This is a genomic window from Paenibacillus lutrae, from assembly GCF_009757775.1.
Lineage (GTDB): Bacteria > Bacillota > Bacilli > Paenibacillales > NBRC-103111 > Paenibacillus_F > Paenibacillus_F lutrae.
Genome location: NZ_RHLK01000001.1, coordinates 651517 through 671322, shown reverse-complemented (window position 1 = coordinate 671322; position 19806 = coordinate 651517). Strand labels below are relative to the sequence as shown.

At 48.4% G+C, this 19806-nt stretch carries 18 protein-coding genes and 1 pseudogene; 13 read left to right on the top strand and 6 right to left on the bottom strand.

Going from position 1 to position 19806, the window contains the following annotated elements; all coding sequences use genetic code 11:
• Positions 1–11: 11 nt before the first annotated feature.
• Complete coding sequence (locus EDM21_RS02425; protein WP_338043913.1) at positions 12–455, bottom strand: hypothetical protein; 444 nt, start codon at positions 453–455, stop codon at positions 12–14.
• Between the two features lie 230 nt (positions 456–685).
• Here EDM21_RS02425 and EDM21_RS02420 point away from each other — a divergent pair, with 230 nt between their 5' ends.
• From EDM21_RS02420 to EDM21_RS02380, 9 genes are all read left to right on the top strand, one after another.
• On the top strand, positions 686–1777 hold the full coding sequence (locus EDM21_RS02420; protein ID WP_157332550.1) for a glycosyltransferase family protein: 1092 nt from the start codon (positions 686–688) through the stop codon (positions 1775–1777).
• Between the two features lie 55 nt (positions 1778–1832).
• Complete coding sequence (locus EDM21_RS02415) at positions 1833–2939, top strand: glycosyltransferase WbsX family protein (RefSeq protein ID WP_157332548.1); 1107 nt, start codon at positions 1833–1835, stop codon at positions 2937–2939.
• A gap of 227 nt (positions 2940–3166) precedes the next feature.
• Positions 3167–4795 carry an AraC family transcriptional regulator gene (locus EDM21_RS02410; RefSeq protein WP_235917985.1) on the top strand — a complete coding sequence of 543 codons (1629 nt, stop codon included), beginning with the start codon at positions 3167–3169 and terminating at the stop codon, positions 4793–4795.
• A gap of 162 nt (positions 4796–4957) precedes the next feature.
• Complete coding sequence (locus EDM21_RS02405; RefSeq protein ID WP_235917984.1) at positions 4958–5731, top strand: alpha/beta hydrolase; 774 nt, start codon at positions 4958–4960, stop codon at positions 5729–5731.
• Between the two features lie 31 nt (positions 5732–5762).
• Positions 5763–6743 carry an ABC transporter substrate-binding protein gene (locus EDM21_RS02400; protein ID WP_157332658.1) on the top strand — a complete coding sequence of 327 codons (981 nt, stop codon included), beginning with the start codon at positions 5763–5765 and terminating at the stop codon, positions 6741–6743.
• 24 nt (positions 6744–6767) lie between these two features.
• A complete protein-coding gene (locus EDM21_RS02395) occupies positions 6768–7775 on the top strand; it encodes a FecCD family ABC transporter permease (protein WP_157332546.1) in 1008 nt (335 codons plus the stop codon).
• The gene (locus tag EDM21_RS02390; protein WP_157332544.1) at positions 7768–8790 is read left to right on the top strand and encodes a FecCD family ABC transporter permease; all 1023 of its coding nucleotides are present in this window, start codon (positions 7768–7770) and stop codon (positions 8788–8790) included. The genes EDM21_RS02395 and EDM21_RS02390 overlap by 8 nt, the downstream gene beginning before the upstream one ends.
• Before the next feature lie 13 nt (positions 8791–8803).
• Positions 8804–9646, top strand: a complete 843-nt coding sequence (locus EDM21_RS02385) for an ABC transporter ATP-binding protein (RefSeq protein WP_157332542.1) — start codon at positions 8804–8806, stop codon at positions 9644–9646.
• A gap of 13 nt (positions 9647–9659) precedes the next feature.
• Entirely contained in the window at positions 9660–10529 is an 870-nt protein-coding gene (locus tag EDM21_RS02380; protein ID WP_157332540.1) for an alpha/beta hydrolase, read from the top strand.
• Positions 10530–10637: 108 nt separating this feature from the next.
• On the opposite strand, the gene EDM21_RS02375 is transcribed toward EDM21_RS02380, so the two are convergent.
• On the bottom strand, positions 10638–11528 hold the full coding sequence (locus tag EDM21_RS02375; protein WP_157332538.1) for a TetR/AcrR family transcriptional regulator: 891 nt from the start codon (positions 11526–11528) through the stop codon (positions 10638–10640).
• Between the two features lie 149 nt (positions 11529–11677).
• On the opposite strand from EDM21_RS02375, the gene EDM21_RS02370 reads away from it, so the two are divergent.
• The 4 genes and pseudogenes from EDM21_RS02370 to EDM21_RS02355 all read left to right on the top strand — a co-directional run bounded on the left by EDM21_RS02370 (position 11678) and on the right by EDM21_RS02355 (position 17171).
• On the top strand, positions 11678–13270 hold the full coding sequence (locus EDM21_RS02370) for a DHA2 family efflux MFS transporter permease subunit (protein WP_166541785.1): 1593 nt from the start codon (positions 11678–11680) through the stop codon (positions 13268–13270).
• 365 nt (positions 13271–13635) lie between these two features.
• Positions 13636–14853 (top strand): erythromycin esterase family protein, encoded by a 1218-nt coding sequence (locus EDM21_RS02365; RefSeq protein WP_157332536.1) that lies wholly within the window; start codon positions 13636–13638, stop codon positions 14851–14853.
• 38 nt (positions 14854–14891) lie between these two features.
• Positions 14892–15336, top strand: a pseudogene (locus tag EDM21_RS02360) (OsmC family protein).
• Positions 15337–15821: 485 nt separating this feature from the next.
• Entirely contained in the window at positions 15822–17171 is a 1350-nt protein-coding gene (locus EDM21_RS02355; protein ID WP_166541784.1) for a lytic polysaccharide monooxygenase, read from the top strand.
• A gap of 76 nt (positions 17172–17247) precedes the next feature.
• Here the strand turns inward: EDM21_RS02355 and EDM21_RS24825 are convergent, their stop codons facing one another.
• From EDM21_RS24825 to EDM21_RS02340, 4 genes are all read right to left on the bottom strand, one after another.
• A complete protein-coding gene (locus EDM21_RS24825) occupies positions 17248–17823 on the bottom strand; it encodes a hypothetical protein (RefSeq protein ID WP_235917983.1) in 576 nt (191 codons plus the stop codon).
• A gap of 204 nt (positions 17824–18027) precedes the next feature.
• Positions 18028–18303 carry a hypothetical protein gene (locus EDM21_RS24820; RefSeq protein WP_235917982.1) on the bottom strand — a complete coding sequence of 92 codons (276 nt, stop codon included), beginning with the start codon at positions 18301–18303 and terminating at the stop codon, positions 18028–18030.
• Positions 18304–18678: 375 nt separating this feature from the next.
• Positions 18679–18894, bottom strand: coding sequence for a helix-hairpin-helix domain-containing protein (locus tag EDM21_RS02345; protein WP_157332534.1), 216 nt, complete (start codon positions 18892–18894; stop codon positions 18679–18681).
• Positions 18895–19340: 446 nt separating this feature from the next.
• Positions 19341–19718, bottom strand: coding sequence for a hypothetical protein (locus EDM21_RS02340; RefSeq protein WP_157332532.1), 378 nt, complete (start codon positions 19716–19718; stop codon positions 19341–19343).
• Between the last annotated feature and the right edge of the window lie 88 nt (positions 19719–19806).

Genomic DNA, 19806 nt, shown 5'->3' with positions numbered 1-19806 from the left:
TCTTAATCCTACTAAGCTCTCTGTATAGCTAGATTCGGTGTTCCGCTGCTAACATCGACGAACAGAACGTAAGTCAGCCCGTCCGTTCCGGTTAGGACAAGCCCAGGCTGATTGGCTGCACCCGGATTGTAGTATCTCACCTGCTGAACGCTTGGAATGGATGCAGGCAGCGCAGCCTGATTAGTTGCAGCCAACTGTAAGGCGGTTCTTATGCTGTCTCCGGCTGTCACGGTACCTCCTACCCCTAGGTGATTCAGAATCGCTTCACTGCCATTGACCTGCAGACTACCTGAAATCGTTTGGCTGCCTGAGACATTCAAATGTGTCCCGATTGTCTGGCTGCCCGTCACATTCAGATGTGTCCCGATCGTCTGGCTGCCGCCAACTTGCAAATCCTGTCCAATGGTTTGACTTCCTGTAACCTGTACGCTATCAAATGTAGGCAACTCTATCACCTTCTCTTTCAATTAGTCTACCTTATTCTATGGGGACAACTACTGATTGGATATCCTTACTTCACACATTTCCGGTCAAGACGGAGCCTAAACTTCCACATCCTATCATTTCCATATCAAGCTGCCTATCAATTATGGTTAAACACCCTAATCAAAACAATGTACCTGTGCATATTGTAGGGTAGGACACTGTGAATTATCCGGACATTTATTCAGAAAAGAGGAGTGACATGAAAAAGAACAACTCCAAAAAAAAGCCCCCCTCTGCGAAGACCCCTAATAAATGGATTGTAAATGAAGTGAAAAAAACGCTGAACAAAGAGCTGAAGCCGGTTAAGCTTACCATGTCTGCCTATCAGACCAGCATGAAGCATGGCTTGCTCCTGCTGCGGGATCTTCACGATCAGGACTTCAATAAGAAAAAAGTGATCTATAAGGATCTGAACATTTTACTGCTGGTTCCCACTATAAAAACAAAAAACGCACCGAATGAAATTGCATTGGAAGAACAGCTGCGTCACCTTGTTAAACAGGTACGTGCCATCAAGTATGCTCATAATTTGTCCGACAGCCTGTCCCCTAATGATGTAGACCTTATTCTGGTTATAGGCGGGGAGGAGTCTCTTCCCCCTGAGCACGAAGCTTTGTTGCGGACTTCTCCTGTCAAGAAAGCGGTGTGGATGTCCGATAAAGAAGGATTGTCCAGTGTGGAGCTGCAGTTAGCTCCGTTATTTGACTACGTTCTGACGCAGAACCCCGCTAATGTTGCCGCTTATCGTTCTTTACGCTGTAAACAGTGTCATTATGTTCCTTTTGCGGTGAACACGGATGTATATTTCCCCAAACAAGTCGACAGCGGCTTCTTATCCGATGTACTAATTGTCGGCGATGCCATCACAAACGAGAATTTATATTCCTTCGTTCATTCAGGTGCTTTGTCGGATAAAAAAGTAAGGGTGTATGGTAAAGGATGGGATGCGGCAGATTCCTTGCTCCCCATTTCATCCCAGGAAGATTTGGCCGATTACTACAACGGAGCGAAGATAGTCATTAATACCTGTTCATCGTTACACCAAATGTTAGAAATTTCGGCATGCGGCACGTTTCAGCTTATTCAGCGGCACCCTGAACTAAATCCCCATATCCTCACGGGGGAGTTAGAATCCTTCGATACACTGGCCGAGCTTTCAGACAAGTTCGCCTATTACACATCGAATATCGACCAGAGGAGACTGGCCGCTTCGAGGGCATTAGCGAACAACAAGTATAATCATTCTTATCTGCAGAAAGGAATGCAGTTGCTGGATACCGTGTTTCACTAAGTCGTCTGCGCATTATTAGCCGGAGATCGCTCCTATAATGAAGGAGGGATAGGAATTGAAGCTCATTGCCTTTTTGCTGCCCCAGTTTCATGTGATTGAAGAAAATGACCGTTGGTGGGGGAAAGGTTTTACCGAGTGGACGAATGTCAAAAAAGCGGTATCTTTATACCGTCATCATAAGCAGCCTAAATTACCCTTAAATGATTATTATTATGATTTGACCGATCCGGATGCCAGGCGGTGGCAGGCCGAAACGGCCCGGGCTTACGGGATTTACGGTTTCTGCTACTATCATTATTGGTTTAAGGGGAAGCGGCTTCTGGAAAGACCGTTTCAAGAAATTCTTTCAAGCCGCGATCCCGATTTTCCCTTTTGTTTGTCATGGGCGAATGAACCTTGGACTCGCAGATGGGACGGCATGGAATCCGATGTGCTGATGCCTCAGGATTACGGAGATGAAGAGGATTGGAAGGCCCATTTCGATTCACTTTTGGATGCCTTCAAGGATGAACGCTATATTCGCGTAGAAGGCAAGCCGGTGTTTCTCATCTACAGGCCTGCAAGTATTCCGAGGTGTGAAGAAATGCTGCTTTTCTGGCGCAAGTTAGCCCTGCAGAATGGCTTAGAAGGACTGCATCTGGTACGGACGCTGGGAGGGTTTCCGCTTGGTGAGCAGCATGGATTCGATGCCAGTGTAGAGTATGAGCCGCACTATACATTTGCTCATGGAAGCATGAACCAGCCCTGGCTCCAAATACCGGTCAAAGACCGTATGCATCTGGTCGTTGACTATGACAGGGTGTGGACAAACATTCTGGAGCGGACCCCTCATAGAAATGGAGAGCAGGTTTACCCGGGGGCCTTTGTCAATTGGGATAATACGCCCCGTAAAAAAGCGGAAGGACAAAGTTCCATTGGAATGAATCCGCAGAAGTTCAGCTGGTATTTATCCAAGCAGATCTCAAGAGCGAGAGAAGCTTACAGAAGTGACTTCCTCTTCATCAATGCCTGGAATGAATGGGCAGAGGGAGCTTATCTGGAACCCGATCAAGATTTCGGGTATGGGTATCTGCAGGCCGTCAAAGAAGCTCTGGAACAGAACCGCTCCAACAGGCGGCCTGCACATGGTTCTGATCATCCGGATGTGAAGTCCCCTCCTTAAGGGAATTATCTATAGCAGCCGATAAATAAAAGCCAGTCACAGGGATTGATTGCAACCTGTGGCTTTTCGGTATATACGTGAAAATCTATTCCGTACAGCTATTTTCAATTGGAGGCTATTCTGCTATAATCATTTGATATTGATAATCATTATCAATTAAATCGATTATAGTGGCAACCCTACATACATATAAACCGATTATGGGTATCTGCGGGAGGTTAACGAATTTGAATCAGTCAGCGAGCGGCAGAAACCGTTCCGCCTTGGCGGAAGCTTTTATACATGCATTGTATAGGGTCAAGGAAGTCGAGATCATAAGAGCGGAATCCCATTGGAGGATGGACTATCAACATATTGAATCTCACGTTCTGCTTGTCGTAACGGCAGGCCGGGGACTTCTGAATTGGGACGGGGAGAAGTCCAAGCTCTGGGAAGAACGCGTTCATATTTGCCGGCCGGGACAAGTAATCGGTATACAAGCCGGCGAAGGCGGATTGGAGCTGACCCTGGTCAGATTTGAATTGTTCAGAAGTGATGAAGAGGCGGGAGGCTATTCGCCTTTCATATGGCAGGAAGAGCAAGTTGTACCCGTTAAACCGGTTCCTCAGTTTGCCATTACTTGCGAAGCGCTGGGAACACACTGGCAGAACGAGAGTCCGTACAAATCGCTGCAATGCGAGGCAGCCTTCCTGGAACTTATGTACATAACCGCACAGCATATAGAGCTGGAGACCAGACTGGATTCTATAAACGCACTGGAGCGGACACGCCGGTATATCGATGCTTATTATCATACGCCGATTACGATTGACGAACTGGCCAGAATGGCAGAGATCTCTCCGAAATACTACGGGGACTTGTTTAAAAAAACATACGGCATCCGCGTTGTAGATTATTTAACCGCTCAGCGCATCAACCGTGCCAAACAGTTAATGGTGTTATCCCAATCCCGGTTGAAAGATATCGCCCACATCGTCGGCTATCAGGATGAATTTTACTTCAGCCGCAAGTTTAAACAAGAGGTTGGTGTGTCGCCGAGCGCGTATATGAAGAGCCGGAAACGTAAAATCGCGGTTCATCATCCACATCTGACCGGACATCTGCTTGCTCTGCACTATCTCCCTTATGCCGCTCCGCTCCATCCGAAATGGACGGGGTTTTATTACGAGCATTATCGCAGGGATATTCCCGTTCATCTCAGCGCTTACCGCTATAGTGAAGATTGGCAATCCAATATTGACAAAATCCGGGAGGTTAGACCTGATGTGATTCTAAGTATGGACACGCTTAATCCGGGAGAGAAAGAAAAGCTGGAGCAGGCAGGTCCGGTCTTGTACATACCTAATCAACAGTTGGATTGGCGTGAGCAGCTGAAACTTGTTGCTAATTATCTCGAAGTATCTGGCGAAGCGGACAGCTGGCTTACCAAGTATGACCGGCGGGTGCAATCTCTTAAGGACATGCTGCATGAGCGAATGGGGGAAGATACTTTCCTGATTATAAGCCTGCATAAATCCGGCATGTATAGCTGCGGCACTCGAAGCATGGGAGAAGTGTTCTACGGGGATCTGGCGATGAAACCGTCTTTTTCCATGGATCTGTGCGCCGTTCATACCGAGATTAAGCCGGAGCAGCTTATCGATATAAACCCCGACCATATTCTGGTCAATATTTGTCAAGAGCCTGAAACCCTTGATAACTGGCGCAATCTTCAGACGACACCATTCTGGAGGGATCTCAAGGCAGTCCGTCATAATCGTGTACATTCGATCCCTTCGGATCCATGGAGAGAGTACTCGGCAATGGCGCATGCACGGATACTGGATGAGACAGAACGCCTATTTTTGCGGGAATAGTCCAGCTTCAATTCCGGGAAACGTCCATGTCCCGGGATAGATTCATGGGGTATAATTTCAAATGAGAATCGTTATCAGTGATGAAGAGAAAAGGGCCTCCCTCTTTTTTTTGACTAGAGTTGATAATGATTCTCAATAGTCTGATACTCACGGGGGAATGGCATGACCAACCATAGAGAGAGAGGAAGCTTTCACACGCAAGAATTTCAGTCGAGGACGTTATACCTGTATACGCCGCCTTCATACGGCACTGCCGGACGCCGGTACCCGGTCGTATATGTCAACGATCCGCTTGATTATATGGATGCGCAGAGCAGCAAGGTCATGGAGAGGCTGGAACAACTTTTCCGGGAAGAGAGGCTGCCCGAGGTTATCATTGCCGGTGTGGAACCGATAAATCGGCTTCATGAATATACCCCTTGGCCTGCAAAGGCGCTTGTGGAGGAATTTCCGGACTTTGGCGGAGAAGGGCTTGGCTACCTGAGTTTTATAACTCAAGAGCTTAAGCCTTATATCGACAGCCGGTATAAAACGGAGCCGGATGCCGCGCACACGGCGATGATCGGCGCATCGCTCGGAGGCCTCATCTCGATGGTTGCGGCTTATGAGCATCCCGATGTTTTCGGTAAAATCGGGCTTCTGTCCGCATCGTTCTGGTATGAAGGCATGATGAGCTATATACAGGAGCGGAATTTGTACAAAGATGGAAGTGCCAAAAGAGTTTACATGTACGTAGGTGATCAGGAGGGCGTAGGCAAACAAACGATTCAGAGCCGGATGATCGCCAGTACGGAGCAGGTCTACGACAAGCTAGTGAATGAAGGATTGTCCCGGAGGGATCTGCGATTTGTGATCGGACTGGGAGGGCATCATCTCGTATCCGTATTTGAAGAACGGTTTACGGAAGCGCTCGAATGGCTTTGGAGTTCAGACTAACTTTTTACATAATGAGAGGGGTACATACAGGATGAGAAAAACAAGTGTAGCGGCAGGAGTAATCGCGATCGCTTTAATATCTACGGCTTGCGGAGCAACAAAAGAGGCGGCACCGGCAGCGAGGACGGAGGCGGCGAAACAGCCTGCATCCACTGCTGCAACCAGCAGCGAAACCAGAGTCATGACTTATCTGGGCAAAGAATACACCGTTCCCGTTAAAGCGGAGCGAATCGTTATGGCAGGCTCCATGGAATCCATGGAGGACGCGCTTGTGCTGGGAATCAAGCCAGTCGGGGCCAATACGGTAGGCGGTAAATTCCTTGAGATGTTCGCAAGTATTACCGACAAAGCCGAGCCTATCGGAGAAAAAACGCAGCCGAACCTGGAAGCCATCTTGAAGCTTAAGCCCGATATCATCTTGGGCTCCTCCAAATTCCCCGCTGAAATGATGGAAAAGCTCGGCAAGGTCAAGACGACCCTACCGATTTCACATATTTCGACCGATTGGGAAGCCAATCTGAATGCATTGGCGGAACTGACCGGGACTCAGAGCAAGGCCAAGGAAGCTATCGAGAAGTACAAGAAGGAAGCGACCGCAGCGAAAGAAAAGCTGAGCACTTCTTTGAAGGATAAGAAAGTACTTGCTATCCGTGTCCGTACGGGCAACATAACGATTTATCCGGCCAGCGTATTCTTCAATCCGTCGCTGTACACCGATCTGGGCCTACAGGTACCGGAGGAAGTGAAGCAGGCCAAGGCGCAGCAAACCTTGTCGATGGAGAAATTGTCCGAGATCAATCCGGATTATCTGTTCGTCCAGTTCGCGGAAGATGAGAACAAAGAACAACCGAAAGCACTGGAAGATCTGGAGAAAAATCCGATCTGGCAGAGCATGAACGCGGTCAAGAATAAGAAGGTATTCGTGAACATCGTAGATCCGCTTACACAGGGAGGAACATCTTACAGCAAAATCACTTTCCTGGAAGCGGCGCTGCCGAAGCTCAGCAACTAAATTCATCCAAAGTGAGTACACCTTATGAAAACAAGGCTTGCACGACCCCAGTGGATACTATGGAGTTCTCCGCTCATTATCGCGATGACTGTTCTGGTATCTATCTTATACGGGGCCAAACCTATTGAACTGCAAACGGTTGTGGACACGTTCTTCCAATTCGATCCGGCAAACGTAGACCATCAGATTATCCGGAGCTCACGCCTTCCCAGAGTTGCCGGTGCGCTTCTGATCGGTGCTTTCCTCGCCATATCGGGGGCTCTCATGCAGGGGATGACAAGGAATTACCTTGCATCCCCTTCCATTATGGGGGTAACCGACGGATCGGCTTTCGTGATCACGCTCTGCATGATCTTTCTGCCGAATTCTTCATCGCTGGACATGATCATGTATTCTTTGTCAGGTTCGGCTTTAGGCGTCGCGATTGTATTCGGACTGGCCTCCCTGCTTCCTAACGGTCTGACACCCGTGCGGATGGCGATTGTCGGTACAGTGATCGGCACTTTTCTGAGCAGTGTATCGGCCGCATTCGCCATGTATTTTCAGAAATCACAAAATATCAGTTTCTGGTACAACTCACGGCTTCATCAACTGGAGCCGGATCTGATCTGGCTCTGTATTCCGTTTGCCATAATCGGAATCATTACGGCGCTTCTGCTCTCCAAATCCATAACCATCTTATCCCTAGGGGAAGAAGTCGCTGTAAATCTGGGCATGCGGACTCTGCTGATCAAAATGACTGCGATGGGCGCCGTCGTTCTGCTAACGGGCATATCGGTAGCCCTGGCTGGAAAAATCGGCTTTGTCGGTTTAATTATTCCGCATATGACGCGTTTTCTGATCGGAATCGACTACAAATGGGTGATCCCGTGCGCAGGTATTCTCGGGGGCATTTTCCTCGCTTGGGCCGATGTTCTGAGCCGGTTTCTCAATTATCCTTATGAAATGCCGATCGGCGTCGTCACCGCTTTAATCGGTGTGCCGTTCTTCTTGTATCTGGCACGGACGAGAGGCGGTGACAAACATGCGTAAAGTATCGCGGAAGCGATATGTCGTGGTCATCCTGGTCTGTCTCGGGCTTATTGCAGCCGCTTCATACACAAGTTTGACCAGCGGCTCCTTCGATATCCATGTCCTGGATATTGTGCGGACGCTGCTGCGAATCAATCCCGTTCCGGAATACGATCTAGTCATTCTGGAGTTCCGGCTGCCCCGGATTGTCATAGCGGGACTCGTAGGTCTCGGGTTAGGTATTGCCGGTTCGGTCATCCAGAGCGTTACCCGTAACGGGCTCGCAGATCCGGCGATTCTGGGTATCAATGCAGGGGCAGGGGCTGCCATCGTCGTCTTTATGTTCTTCTTCCAGGGGAAGCTTCACGGGACAGGATGGACAGGGATTATGGCCATGCCTTTGTTCGGTTTAGTAGGAGGCCTTGGCGCAGCACTGCTAATATATCTTTTCTCCTGGAAGAACGGCCGCATGGATTCCCAGCGTCTTCTGTTAACGGGGATTGCGATCGGATCGGGATTCAGTGCGCTTGCCCTGTATTTAACGCTTAAAATGGATGCAAAAGATTTCGAAATGGCAGCCGTATGGACTTCGGGGAGTATTTATAGCGCCAACTGGAAGTACATTATTTCCATGGTTCCCTGGATGATCTTGCTGATTCCGCTTATACGGAGCAGGACCTATGTCCTTGATCTTTTCCAGTTGGAAGAAAGCAGTGTGAAAAGTCTTGGAGTGAATGTGGAAAGGGAAAAAGCGATTCTTCTTCTGGGTAGTATCGGGCTTGTAAGTGCTTGCGTTTCAGTATCGGGAGGAATCGGTTTTATCGGACTCATGGCACCGCATATTGCCAAACGTCTAGTCGGGATTCATCATAACCGGATTATTCCCGTCAGTGGAATGGTCGGTATGCTGCTCGTTATCGGTTCGGATTTTATTGCCAAGTCGGTCTTTGGACCTGCCGAGCTTCCGGTTGGTGTTATTATTTCGATTATAGGTGTTCCTTATTTTATTTATCTGTTGTTTAAGGCTAAGGCATAGAGGAGTGTTTGGCTTGAGTATCCTGCGTGTGGAGAAGCTGGAGTCGTGCTATGAGAAGAGCACGGTATTCCGCGATCTGGATTTTGAAGTGAAGGAGGGGGAGGTGACGACAATTATCGGGCCTAACGGCTGCGGCAAATCGACACTGCTCAAGACAATTGGCCGTATTCTTAAGCAGAAAAGCGGTAAAATCTTCTTCCGGGATCAGGATCTGAGTACCATCCGGACTCGGAAAATTGCCCAGCATATCGCGCTGCTGCCGCAGAATCCGATTGCTCCTCCCGAACTGAAAGTAGAGGAACTCGTTTCGTACGGGCGTTATCCTCATCGCAAGAATTTGAACAAAATGTCCGCTAAAGATAAAGAAATAATCGAATGGGCACTGGACGTTACGAACATTGCTCCTTACCGCAACCGGGAAATCGGAAGCTTGTCCGGCGGTCAAAGGCAGAAAGTATGGCTGGCGATGGCATTTGCTCAAGATACGGAAATCCTGCTGCTTGATGAGCCGACCACTTATCTGGATATGGCCCATCAGCTGGAAGTGCTCCAGATCGTGGAGAAAATGAATATGGAGCAGAAACAAACCGTTGTGATGGTACTGCATGATATTAATCATGCCGCCAGGTTCTCCCACCGGATCGTTGCGATGAAGCAAGGAGAGATTATTGCTTCCGGTCATCCTCATGAAATCATTACTAAGGATGTGCTGAATCAGGTGTTTCATATTGATGCGCGTATTATGCTGGACCCGGAGAACGGGGCTCCGGTTTGTTACGGGTATGACAGTTATCTGCGCAATAAATCGTCTGTCGCGGTTAGCAGGGATGTAACCGGGCAAGCGGGTGGACGCTAAGGAGTGAGGAAGCATGAGCGAAATGAACTTGGAAGCAGGTGCAATCGGCCGTTATGCTGCGGTGGACGTAAAACAGAGTGTAACGATGCCAAGGTCGCAGCAGATTACTTTGTTCTCGCGTGCAAATAACCGGGAGTACCGGATATTCATCGCCGTACCCGAGTCAGCGCCTCCTGCGGAAGGTTTCCCCGTTATTTACCTGCTGGATGCCAATTCCGTGTTCGCAACCATGGTGGAAGCCGTCCGGCTGCAGTCACGGGCACCGGATAAAACCGGTGCGGCTGCGGCTGTTGTAGTCGGAATCGGTTACCCGGCGGATAGTCCGTTCCACCCCTTCCGACATTACGATTACACACGCTCCATCGCGCACGAAGAGCTTCCTTTCAAGCCTCCCGGGGGAGAATGGCCGGAGCACGGAGGTGCCGAAGCCTTCATGACATTCATACTGGAGGAGTTAAAACCTCTGATCGGGCAAAAATATAGTATTAACACGAAGCGGCAGACGATTTTCGGTCATTCGCTGGGTGGCTTGTTCGTTCTTCATATGCTGTATGCCAGACCGGAGGCGTTTCAATATTATATAGCCGGAAGCCCTTCTATTCACTGGAATAAACGGATATTGGAAGAAGAGGAGCGGATATTCGCGGCCGCTTTACGCCAGTCACCCCAACCTGTCCGGTTATATATCGGGGTTGGGGAGATGGAGAAGTCTCATCATACCGGTATGGTGAAGCTGGCCGAGCAACTTTGTGAACGGCTGCTGAAATTAAGCTTGCATGGAGTCCATTGTGAATATAAAGAATTCGAAGGCGAAGGACACATTTCGGTCCTTCCTGCGTTAATCAGCCGTGCGGTAAGATTCGCGCTTAAGGCTGAGCCCTAAAATAAGCATGATCAAGTTCACACCTGTACAAGTATACATGTATCAAGACAAGCTCCTTGCATGGAGCTTGTCTTTGGTTTATTTAGCAGTGAACGATCGAAAGTCCGCTCAGATGAGCTCTGTAATAATTTTGTTAATCTCTGAGATTTCGGGATACTGTTCTTCCCGGACCTTCCCCTGCAAAAGCGCAAGCATGCCTTGGAGTACGATCCGCCGGGGGTGAGATTTCGCTGCTTCTTCTTGCAGAACCTCCAGAATCTGCTGAACAGAGTTGCGTTCCGCGTCCTCTAATTGATCCCCTTCAACTGCACGGATTAACTTATCGACAGCAATATACAGCCTTCGGACCGCATGTGAACCCTCCGTGATAGAAACCTCGGGAAAAATCGACTTCATGATATTCGTTGTCAGCATAGGCTCTTTCTTGGAGCTGATAATACCCTGAACGGAATCATCCAGCCGGGAAACGATATATTCGGCCACATCTCTGGTCAGGAATTGGACATTGTCGAGAACGACGAAGCCCATAAATTCCCGGATGAGCGCCAGTAATACTACCGAGAGATCAAAAGCATGCGGCTCGATATTAGGGCCGTAGACTAGAATAATTTGATCCCGGAAACAGACGTAGAACTTCGTCCTCATCGTCATCGAGAGTTTTTTTATTTCCTCACTCATATCAATCTGTCCTTGGGACAAGATTTTTAGGACGCTGGAGTCGGACATGAGTTCATTAAATTGAACCATGATTTGCTGATGGAGTCCTTCTTTGGGGTCAGAGGCATAACGCTCGGCCGCAATCGATATATTATTGAACAACTGTTCATGATAATGAACAAATACCGCGTAGAGTAATTCTTCCTTGGATTTAAAATAAAAATAAATACTGCCTTTGGCTATTCCTGCCGCATCCGCAATGTCTTGTATCGTTGCATGATGGTAGCCTCTCTCCGCGAATTGCTGCTTGGCGCTTTGCAAGATAAGCGTCTTTTTATCCATACAATATCCACCTTCCCAAATTTGTTTGACCACTGAGTCAAATATGGATATAATAATTTTCATGCTAATAGCTAAAGGTTAAAACTGTCCGCGATATTTATTGTAACACAAATTTTGACCGGCTGGTCAAGTCAAGATGGAGGTTAGTTGTGGAAGCGAAAGAGAAAGGGATTAATAAGAATTTGGTGCTGTTCGGCCTGATTATGGGAATGTTTTTCAGTGCGCTGGAACAGACAATCGTGGGTACGGCTATGCCGACCATTATTTCGGAGCTTCAGGGATTCGAGATTTTTGCTTGGGTAACGACGGCATACATGATCACTTCAACCGTTGTCGTGCCGATCGTAGGCAAGCTGTCCGACTTGTACGGGAGGAGACTGCTTTATTTAATCGGGGCCATTATTTTCGCTGCGGGCTCCGCTTTGTGCGCGACAGCCGAATCCATGGAAATGCTCGTCGCATACCGGGCGCTTCAAGGGATCGGCGGGGGGATGCTGATGCCGCTATCGCAGACTATTATCGGCGATATCTTCACCGCTGAGCAGCGGGCGAAGTGGCAGGGCGTGTTCGGAGCGATCTTCGGACTGAGCTCAGTTATCGGTCCTTTCATCGGCGGGGTAATCGTTGATGCGGTCAGCTGGCACTGGATCTTCCTGATGAACGTGCCCTTTGGTATTTTGAGTGCCGTTATGATCTTTATGGGCATGAAGAACGAGTTCGTTAAACGTACGCAGCGGGTCGAAATTGATTATCTCGGAATCTTTACCTTAGTGCCCGCTCTGATTTTGTTCCTGTACGGACTGACGTTTGGCGGCGATCAATTCGAATGGAACTCCGCAACGAGTTATTTGATTTTTGGCGGCGCCTTGTTGTTTACAATCGTTTTCCTTTATGCGGAGACCAAAGCCAAGGAACCTGTACTGGATCTGTCGTTGTTCCGTAATCGGGTATTTACGACTACAAACGCACTAGGCTTCCTGCTCGGACTCGGCATGTTCGGTGCCATTATGTTCGTGCCTTTGTTTATGCAGGGGATCATGGGCGTATCCCCGACAAAGGCGGGATCAACGATGACACCGATGATGATCGCTTTGATCGTCTCAAGCGTGCTCGGTGGTCAATTGCTGCTCCGGATGCCTTACCGGAGTGTACTGGCCGGCGGTATGATTATTACCACGGCAGGATTTTATTTGATCAGCACCATGGGTCTGGACACTTCGATGTGGATGGTCTATCTGTATATGGTTATTCTGGGTCTTGGGATGGGCTTAGTTATGCCGACGCTCATGATTGCCGTTCAGAATGAATTTTCCAAAGACCGGCTGGGTACGGTAACATCGGCTTCGACGTTCTTCCGTTCCATCGGGGGCACTATCGGTGTAACGGTACTGAGTGTCGTCATGAACAACACGTTACGTTCGAATGTAGATACACAGGCTGCAGCAGAACAAGCCCAGGGCAACGGTGCAGTCGTTGAAGCTATCCGCGGTATTCAAGCAAATGATATTGACTTGTACAGTGTCATGGTATACCCGGATAAATTCCCTCTGCCGGATGAGCTCAAGAAACAAGTGATACATTTCATTCAGAGTGCTTGGACACAAGCCTTCTCGACGGTAGCTTTAACAGGATTGATCTTCGTTGCTGCGGGAATTATCGTATCTTTCCTTGTAGGCAACAAGCGTATTGAGCGCGACAGCAAGGATGGAGAACAAAAATCCAAGCTTGATTTCGAGCATTAACCAGCAGTGCAAGGGCTGTTCCCCCGGGGACAGCCTTTTTTTGTTGTTCTGAGATATAGCATATCTCATGCAGTACTGACATGTAGTCACCTGTCAGTGCCGCGGGTACCCTCGTCATAAAGGATGACAAAAGCTAACTTGTCCATATGACATCGATTTTGTCATACTTTTCACAAGTGAACTTCGCTTACATTAAAGTATCAGGGAAAGTGTCAGGGGGAGCTGCATGAAGACAGTTTTCAATAGTCTAGTCCTTACAGCAACCTCCGGCATTGTTCGATCGGAATGTTCAGCACAAGCTACAAATCCGGTAACACCAGACAAAATCGAATCTATCGAATCCGATTCCACAGGAGGATACCCAAATGCCCGTTAAATGGTTGGAGAAAAATGCTCATGTTTTACAGACGCTCGAGTCTCGTTCCTCTTTGAAAGATCTGGAACCACTCCGGGAAATGATCGGTTCAGCTTCAATTGTAGGGCTCGGCGAAGCGGCTCATGGAACGCATGAAATTTTTAAAATAAAACATCGTTTTGTTGAATTCCTGGTGTCTGAAATGGGTTTTACCAATCTGGTATTAGAAGAGAATTGGGGCAGCGCGCTGCGGTTGGATCATTACGTTCTGACGGGGGAAGGAGATCTAAGCGGGATTCTCAATCCCGTCTTTAACACCAGGGAAGTCACGGATATGCTGGAATGGGTCCGCTCTTATAACGCCGATCCCAGGCATGAAGAGAAAGTACGAATTATTGGAATGGATATCCAGCAGGTCGATGAATCCGTCTATAACAAGATAACGGACTACATTCGTCCCCGTAGACCGGATCTACTGCCTGTTGTAACTGAAACAACGAAAGCTCTTCTGCCGGACACGAAGGATATCAGCTTGTTCAGCAGTCTCTCTAAAGAAGACAAAGACCGGCGTATTACCGAGGCTCAAGAGATCAGAAAGATACTCGAACAAAATAAAGAGGATCTGGGAGGGCAGGCAAACGAATTTCAGTGGGTCCTGCAAAGCGCCCGCATCATCGAGCAATTTACTACCATGGCGGCTGTTTTGGCTGAACAACCTTCCGAGTTCTTTCTTAAGCACGATATCGCCATGTTTGAGAACGCTAAATGGACGCAAGAGAATTTGGGCAGAACCATTGTGTGGGCCCACAACGGTCACATTTCAAAAGAAAACCTGATTCCCTTTGTCTACCCTAAAGTGTCCGGACAGCATTTGGCAGAATATTACCAAGAGAAGTATGTTACGATCGGAACGTCCGTGTATCAGGGCAAGTACAACGCTTATAACAGCCAGAATGATTTTGGACCTCACGGTACCCTTCAATCGAATCCGGACAGTATTAACTACACGCTAGGACAGGTCCGGAAGGAGCTATTCTTTGTCGATTTGCGTAAGGCAGGCGGTCTAACGAAAGCTTGGCTGGAGGAATCGCATCCTTTCTTCGCAGGAGTTACTGCAGTCGGTCCTGATATTCCCACTACAGTAGATATACCGCTGGGAAGCTTGTTCGATATTCTCATCCAGATCCGAAAGGTAACACCTTCTCAGCTAATTCGTCAATATGATTAACCGAGCTGAACGGAGAACCTGAGGAGGGAGTAGTTATTATGGCTGCTGTTCAAACGTTCAAGGCGTCCGCGCATTTACAAACGGTGTGCAGGTCAAAACCCGTTCGAGAAATTTCGAGATAACGATAGATGAACCGACAAATCTCGGAGGTACGGATACCGGAATGAATCCGGTTGAAGTTCTACTCGCTTCACTCGGGGCCTGTCAATCAATCGTTGCGCGTGTTTATGCGCTAAGTTTGAGGTTAAGCTGAATGGCTTCCAAGTCGACGTGGAAGGCGATCTTGATCTGGACGGATTCTTGGATAGATCCGGCGTTCGTCCATGTTATTCGGATATCCGCTATACATTCCGGATCAAAACCGATTCTCCGAGAGAGAAGGTCGAGAAGTTTGTCCAATTCCTCGAAAGCAAGTGCCCGGTTGGCGATACCATTGCCCATGCAGTTAATCTAAAGCTCGAACGTATAATCATCGAGGACTGATTTTCCTTAATCGTGGCGGCTATACTGCTGCTTAATACCCCGGTGTGGATTCGAAGTTAATTTAAGATAGCGTTCTGATGGGCACGGGTCTTACGATCCGTGCTTTTTTTGTCAGGATTGGCAGGCGGTTGAAAAGTAGTGGAGGAAAAATTCAAAAAAATGAAAGAGATTTAATATTGTATAATATGTAATTTGAGGTATAATATGAAATGTGCTTCTTGTCGCAATGCTTTGGTCCGGAGTTTTTATTTCTTTTTTGTTTTTGAAATCGCTTTCTTCGATCTTATCCGACTGCTGGTATAAGCTCCATAGCGAGTTTATATAAAGAGGATTGCTAAAGGAGGAGGATAACCTTTCGCTATACATCTACGGATTTAATTACGGGATCGGAAATTCATAATAGGAGGGGATGCTTGAATATTTCAGCCAGGCTGGTACACATTTACCATATTACCTATTCTACCATTATAAGGAGGAAATTTATAGTGACAACATTACGTTTATCTAATTCTGGTCTTTTCAAAATGGTTGTCGCAGGCGGCATGATGCTGGTGCTGACCCTTGCGATGCTTCTCGTATTCGGTGATAAGGCTTCTGCTCATGGCTACATCAATAATCCTTCCAGCCGTGCTGACCTTTGTGCCAAAGGTACGAATAAGAACTGCGGACTTATTATTTACGAGCCTTACAGCCTTGAAGCGGCTAAAGGATTCCCGGCAGCCGGACCGGCTGACGGTAAAATTGCAAGCGCTAACGGCCTGTTCTCCCAACTGGATGAGCAATCGGCAACCCGCTGGACCAAGGTAAACATCAGTCCGGGATCGACTACGTTCAACTGGACATTGAAAGTTCCTCATGCAACTGCAAGCTGGAAATATTACATCACGAAGCAGGATTGGAACCCGAATGCACCGCTTACTCGTGCATCGTTCGACCTGACTCCTTTCTGCAACGTGCCTTACAAGGGTAAGCCTTCCGGTTCTTACTCTGACACATGTAACGTTCCGGCAAGATCCGGATATCAAGTTATCCTGGCGGTTTGGGAAATTTCCGATACCGGCAATGCGTTCTATAATGTTATCGATGTTAACTTCGGCGGCGGCAGCGGCAACGTAGACAGCTCGGCTCCTACAGCACCTGCTGGTGCTGCGGCATCCAATGTTGCTGCGACAAGCGCAACGGTCTCCTGGTCCGCATCCACAGACAATGTAGGTGTAACAAGCTACCGCATCTTCAACGGTTCGACGCAGATCGGTTCCACGACTGGAGCCCTCAGCTACAACTTGACAGGTCTTACTTCCAATACCGCTTACAACATCACGGTAAAAGCGGTTGATGCGGCAGGGAATGTATCTGCTGCAAGCAACGCGGTTTCCTTCACGACTCTGAACGTTTCAGGTCCTGATACTCAAGCGCCATCGGCTCCTACAGGCCTTCATGTTATGGGCACCAGCACGTCCACAACGATTCCTCTGATGTGGAATGCGTCCACGGATAACGTAGGGGTAACAGGTTACCAAGTATTCAACGGTAATACGCTGGTAGCTACGGTTTCCGGTTCCACGCTGAGCTACAACGTTACGGGCCTGACTGCGAATACAGCTTATGCCTTTACGGTAAAAGCGGTCGACGCTGCGGGTAATGTATCCGCTGCAAGCAACGTTACTAACGTGACGACTCCTGCAGCTCCTGCAACATTTCCGGCTTGGAATGCTTCCACTGCTTACGTAGGCGGAAGCAAAGTGACGCACAACGGTGTAAACTATGAAGCGAAATGGTGGACACAAGGTCAAACGCCAAGCGCCACTTCCGATGTCTGGAAAGTAATCCCTTAATAACTGCCTGCCTAAGCGGGTATGAGATGACTTCTGATCATTCAGAAGTCATCTTTTTTATGCTTGCGAATATCCGTTAGGAACGCTTTATATCCGGATTAGCCTTTAGGATAGCCTCGGTAGTCTGCCAGAGTACAGGCAGAAATTGCCTGACTTCCTCGACTCGGCGGTTTATGTGATCCGGGGAAGGAATCCCGAGGTCTGCCAGAATAGCATGAAATGCGGGGATGAGTGATTCCTGCAGACCAGGAGGGGCGTCTGTCTCCAGAATCTTATGGCAGCGGGCAAAAGTCGCGGCGATCCAAAAGACGGCTTCGCGGTGGCAGCCGGTCCGAATGAGTTCGCGGCTTCCGCCGATTGCTATCCGCCGAGCTTCCGGGGTAATGTCGGTGCTGAAGAAAAGCGGCGTCTGGGCCGCTTTTGCAGCAGCATCGAATGTGCACTCCAGCTTTGTCAGATGCTGCTCTATACGCTGAGAGCTCATATGATCGCATCCGAGCAGCCTTAAGAGATCCGGATACAAGTCCTTGCAGCCATACTCCATCAGGACATGACGAGCGGAAAGGTAGCGCAGACGGATCGTGGGGTTACGCAGTGCGGCGGCCAGAAGGACGTGTGTCGTTACGCCAGTCGGGAACAGCCACGCTGTCACCTGGTCATGTAAGGGTGCGGTGGAATCTATGCTTCGCAGACCGTTCTCGATTCTCTGACGGGCGTTCTCGCAGCGGCGGCGGACCCACTCCAGCTGCGCAAAATCGTGCGAAATCCGGACCTGAAGTCGGCCGAGATGACCGGTAGGATCCGAGATGATCGTGTTCGTACGGAAACTGCCTGCGAGATGATAGGAACCCAGAACTTATTCCGCGGAGGAAAGCTCATTCGAGGATACATACGTGATCTCAAGCAGCGCGCCCCCGTAAAGAAACTTGCCAAGTTTGACCGGAGGTTCGGCTTGATTGGTGACGATCATCACATCCATATCGGAAGCAGGCGGGAGTACCGCATCATCCGGCAGCCCTACGGTCGATCCGCTGTAATAAGCACCCTTAAACCCGGCTTCTCTGGCCGCATGCTTCAGAACCCATTCCTCGGCCGCCTGTCTTGCTGCACCTACCTGCATATTAACATCCACCTATCCTCCTATAGAGCTTCAATATATGTAGTCGGGAATAGATCTTACTAGCCACGATCTGGTTTATCAGAAGCAGAATGACTTCTAAACGGGCATTCATGGTTAGGAACGAAATCTGAGCGGGGGAAAGTATCCTGTAATTTTGATTGCAGATATATCCCTTACATTGAAGACGTCAGTAAGGAACAGGACGGTTTTAAAAACAATGAGAAGGAACCTATATGGTCAGGAATTGGATGCGTCTGTCTGACAACAGGCTATGGATTTGATTGAAACTGAGGAGGGTCTTAAGTACCGTGAGAAAATGGTGCGTTTGGTGAAAACAGGAGGCCGCAAGGGGTATATTCGTAACAGGAAATTTCGTGACAGGAAATCTTAGGAGCCGTCTGCAAATGATTTCCCTTCACCGGCGAGTGCGCGGCGGATCAGCTCTATCCCTTTGGGACCCATGCCATGCAGCTGTAGAACTTCGGCTTCCGTCACCTTGCTGAACTGCTCCAGCTTCAATAATCCAGCCCGCTGGAGGGCGCGCTGCGCCGGCTTGGACAGCCCTGCGGGAAGGTCGGAGTTTTGTTTTTCTTCAGAGTCCATTCGATAAGCACTCCTTTTGGGTTCATTTTAACATAAGATTACTGTAACTTTATCTCATTTGTCATCACGACTTCAACTCTAAATGTAAGTATAGGAGGATCTAATAGATCTGCTGTCGCAGTACCCTTTTAGATTTTGCTGGCTGGCATGTCTGTCCGGATGTCATTCTAGCTCTTCCCTGGAATGAATAAATTAACCTGGTTTTGTATACTGGTGATTCTATTTGGTTGACTGGCAAAAATCTGGAGCCACGTGAAAGCGAGTGGGAAAAACGATGCCCGCAAGATGTACAGCTCCTTAACGGTTATCGACAGATTGTACTCCATGTACGGAACCAGATGCCTCAGCATATATAGCAAGCACTTCTGCAAGCACTTCTGTAAGCACTCCTCTACAAAACCCCGACAATTGCTGCCGGGGTTTCGTAGAGTCGAGTGATTGTAAACCTACTTAATTGGACTGAGAGAGTTTATAAAACTTAGTTCGGATTGTAGAATGCGTTGATCGGTGACGAGATTGCCGGATCCGTCAATACCAAAGACGGAGAGCAGCACATTGGGTGTGACCGTTGAAACGGGATTGATTTGAACTTCATAGGCAACGTTTCCGGCAATAAAAAACTCTCTCACGTCATAAGCGTTTGCAGGAACCACATACGTAGTCAGATACGCGGTATAGAACGTCGTAGAATTGACGGATGCAAAGATTTCAACAGTGATCGTCACAGGATTGACCGTGTCCAAATTTCTAACATTCATAACAACGTTAGAGGATGCAGTTCCTACTGCTCTAGTATTTGTAATCGTTCCGGTAGAATAAGGCATGTCCATTCATCTCCTTTTTGTATGACCTACTCTATCCTATGACGAATAATTTAGTAGGATTGGATGATAGTCTGCATACCGCTAGGAA

Coding starts and splice junctions, on each gene's coding strand:
- EDM21_RS02420 (WP_157332550.1), top strand. CDS start 686: ATGAAAAAGAACAACTCCAAAAAAAAGCCCCCCTCTGCGAAGACCCCT.
- EDM21_RS02405 (WP_235917984.1), top strand. CDS start 4,958: ATGACCAACCATAGAGAGAGAGGAAGCTTTCACACGCAAGAATTTCAG.
- EDM21_RS02400 (WP_157332658.1), top strand. CDS start 5,763: ATGAGAAAAACAAGTGTAGCGGCAGGAGTAATCGCGATCGCTTTAATA.
- EDM21_RS02395 (WP_157332546.1), top strand. CDS start 6,768: ATGAAAACAAGGCTTGCACGACCCCAGTGGATACTATGGAGTTCTCCG.
- EDM21_RS02390 (WP_157332544.1), top strand. CDS start 7,768: ATGCGTAAAGTATCGCGGAAGCGATATGTCGTGGTCATCCTGGTCTGT.
- EDM21_RS02380 (WP_157332540.1), top strand. CDS start 9,660: ATGAGCGAAATGAACTTGGAAGCAGGTGCAATCGGCCGTTATGCTGCG.
- EDM21_RS02375 (WP_157332538.1), bottom strand. CDS start 11,528: ATGGATAAAAAGACGCTTATCTTGCAAAGCGCCAAGCAGCAATTCGCG.
- EDM21_RS02365 (WP_157332536.1), top strand. CDS start 13,636: ATGCCCGTTAAATGGTTGGAGAAAAATGCTCATGTTTTACAGACGCTC.
- EDM21_RS02345 (WP_157332534.1), bottom strand. CDS start 18,894: ATGGACTCTGAAGAAAAACAAAACTCCGACCTTCCCGCAGGGCTGTCC.
- EDM21_RS02340 (WP_157332532.1), bottom strand. CDS start 19,718: ATGCCTTATTCTACCGGAACGATTACAAATACTAGAGCAGTAGGAACT.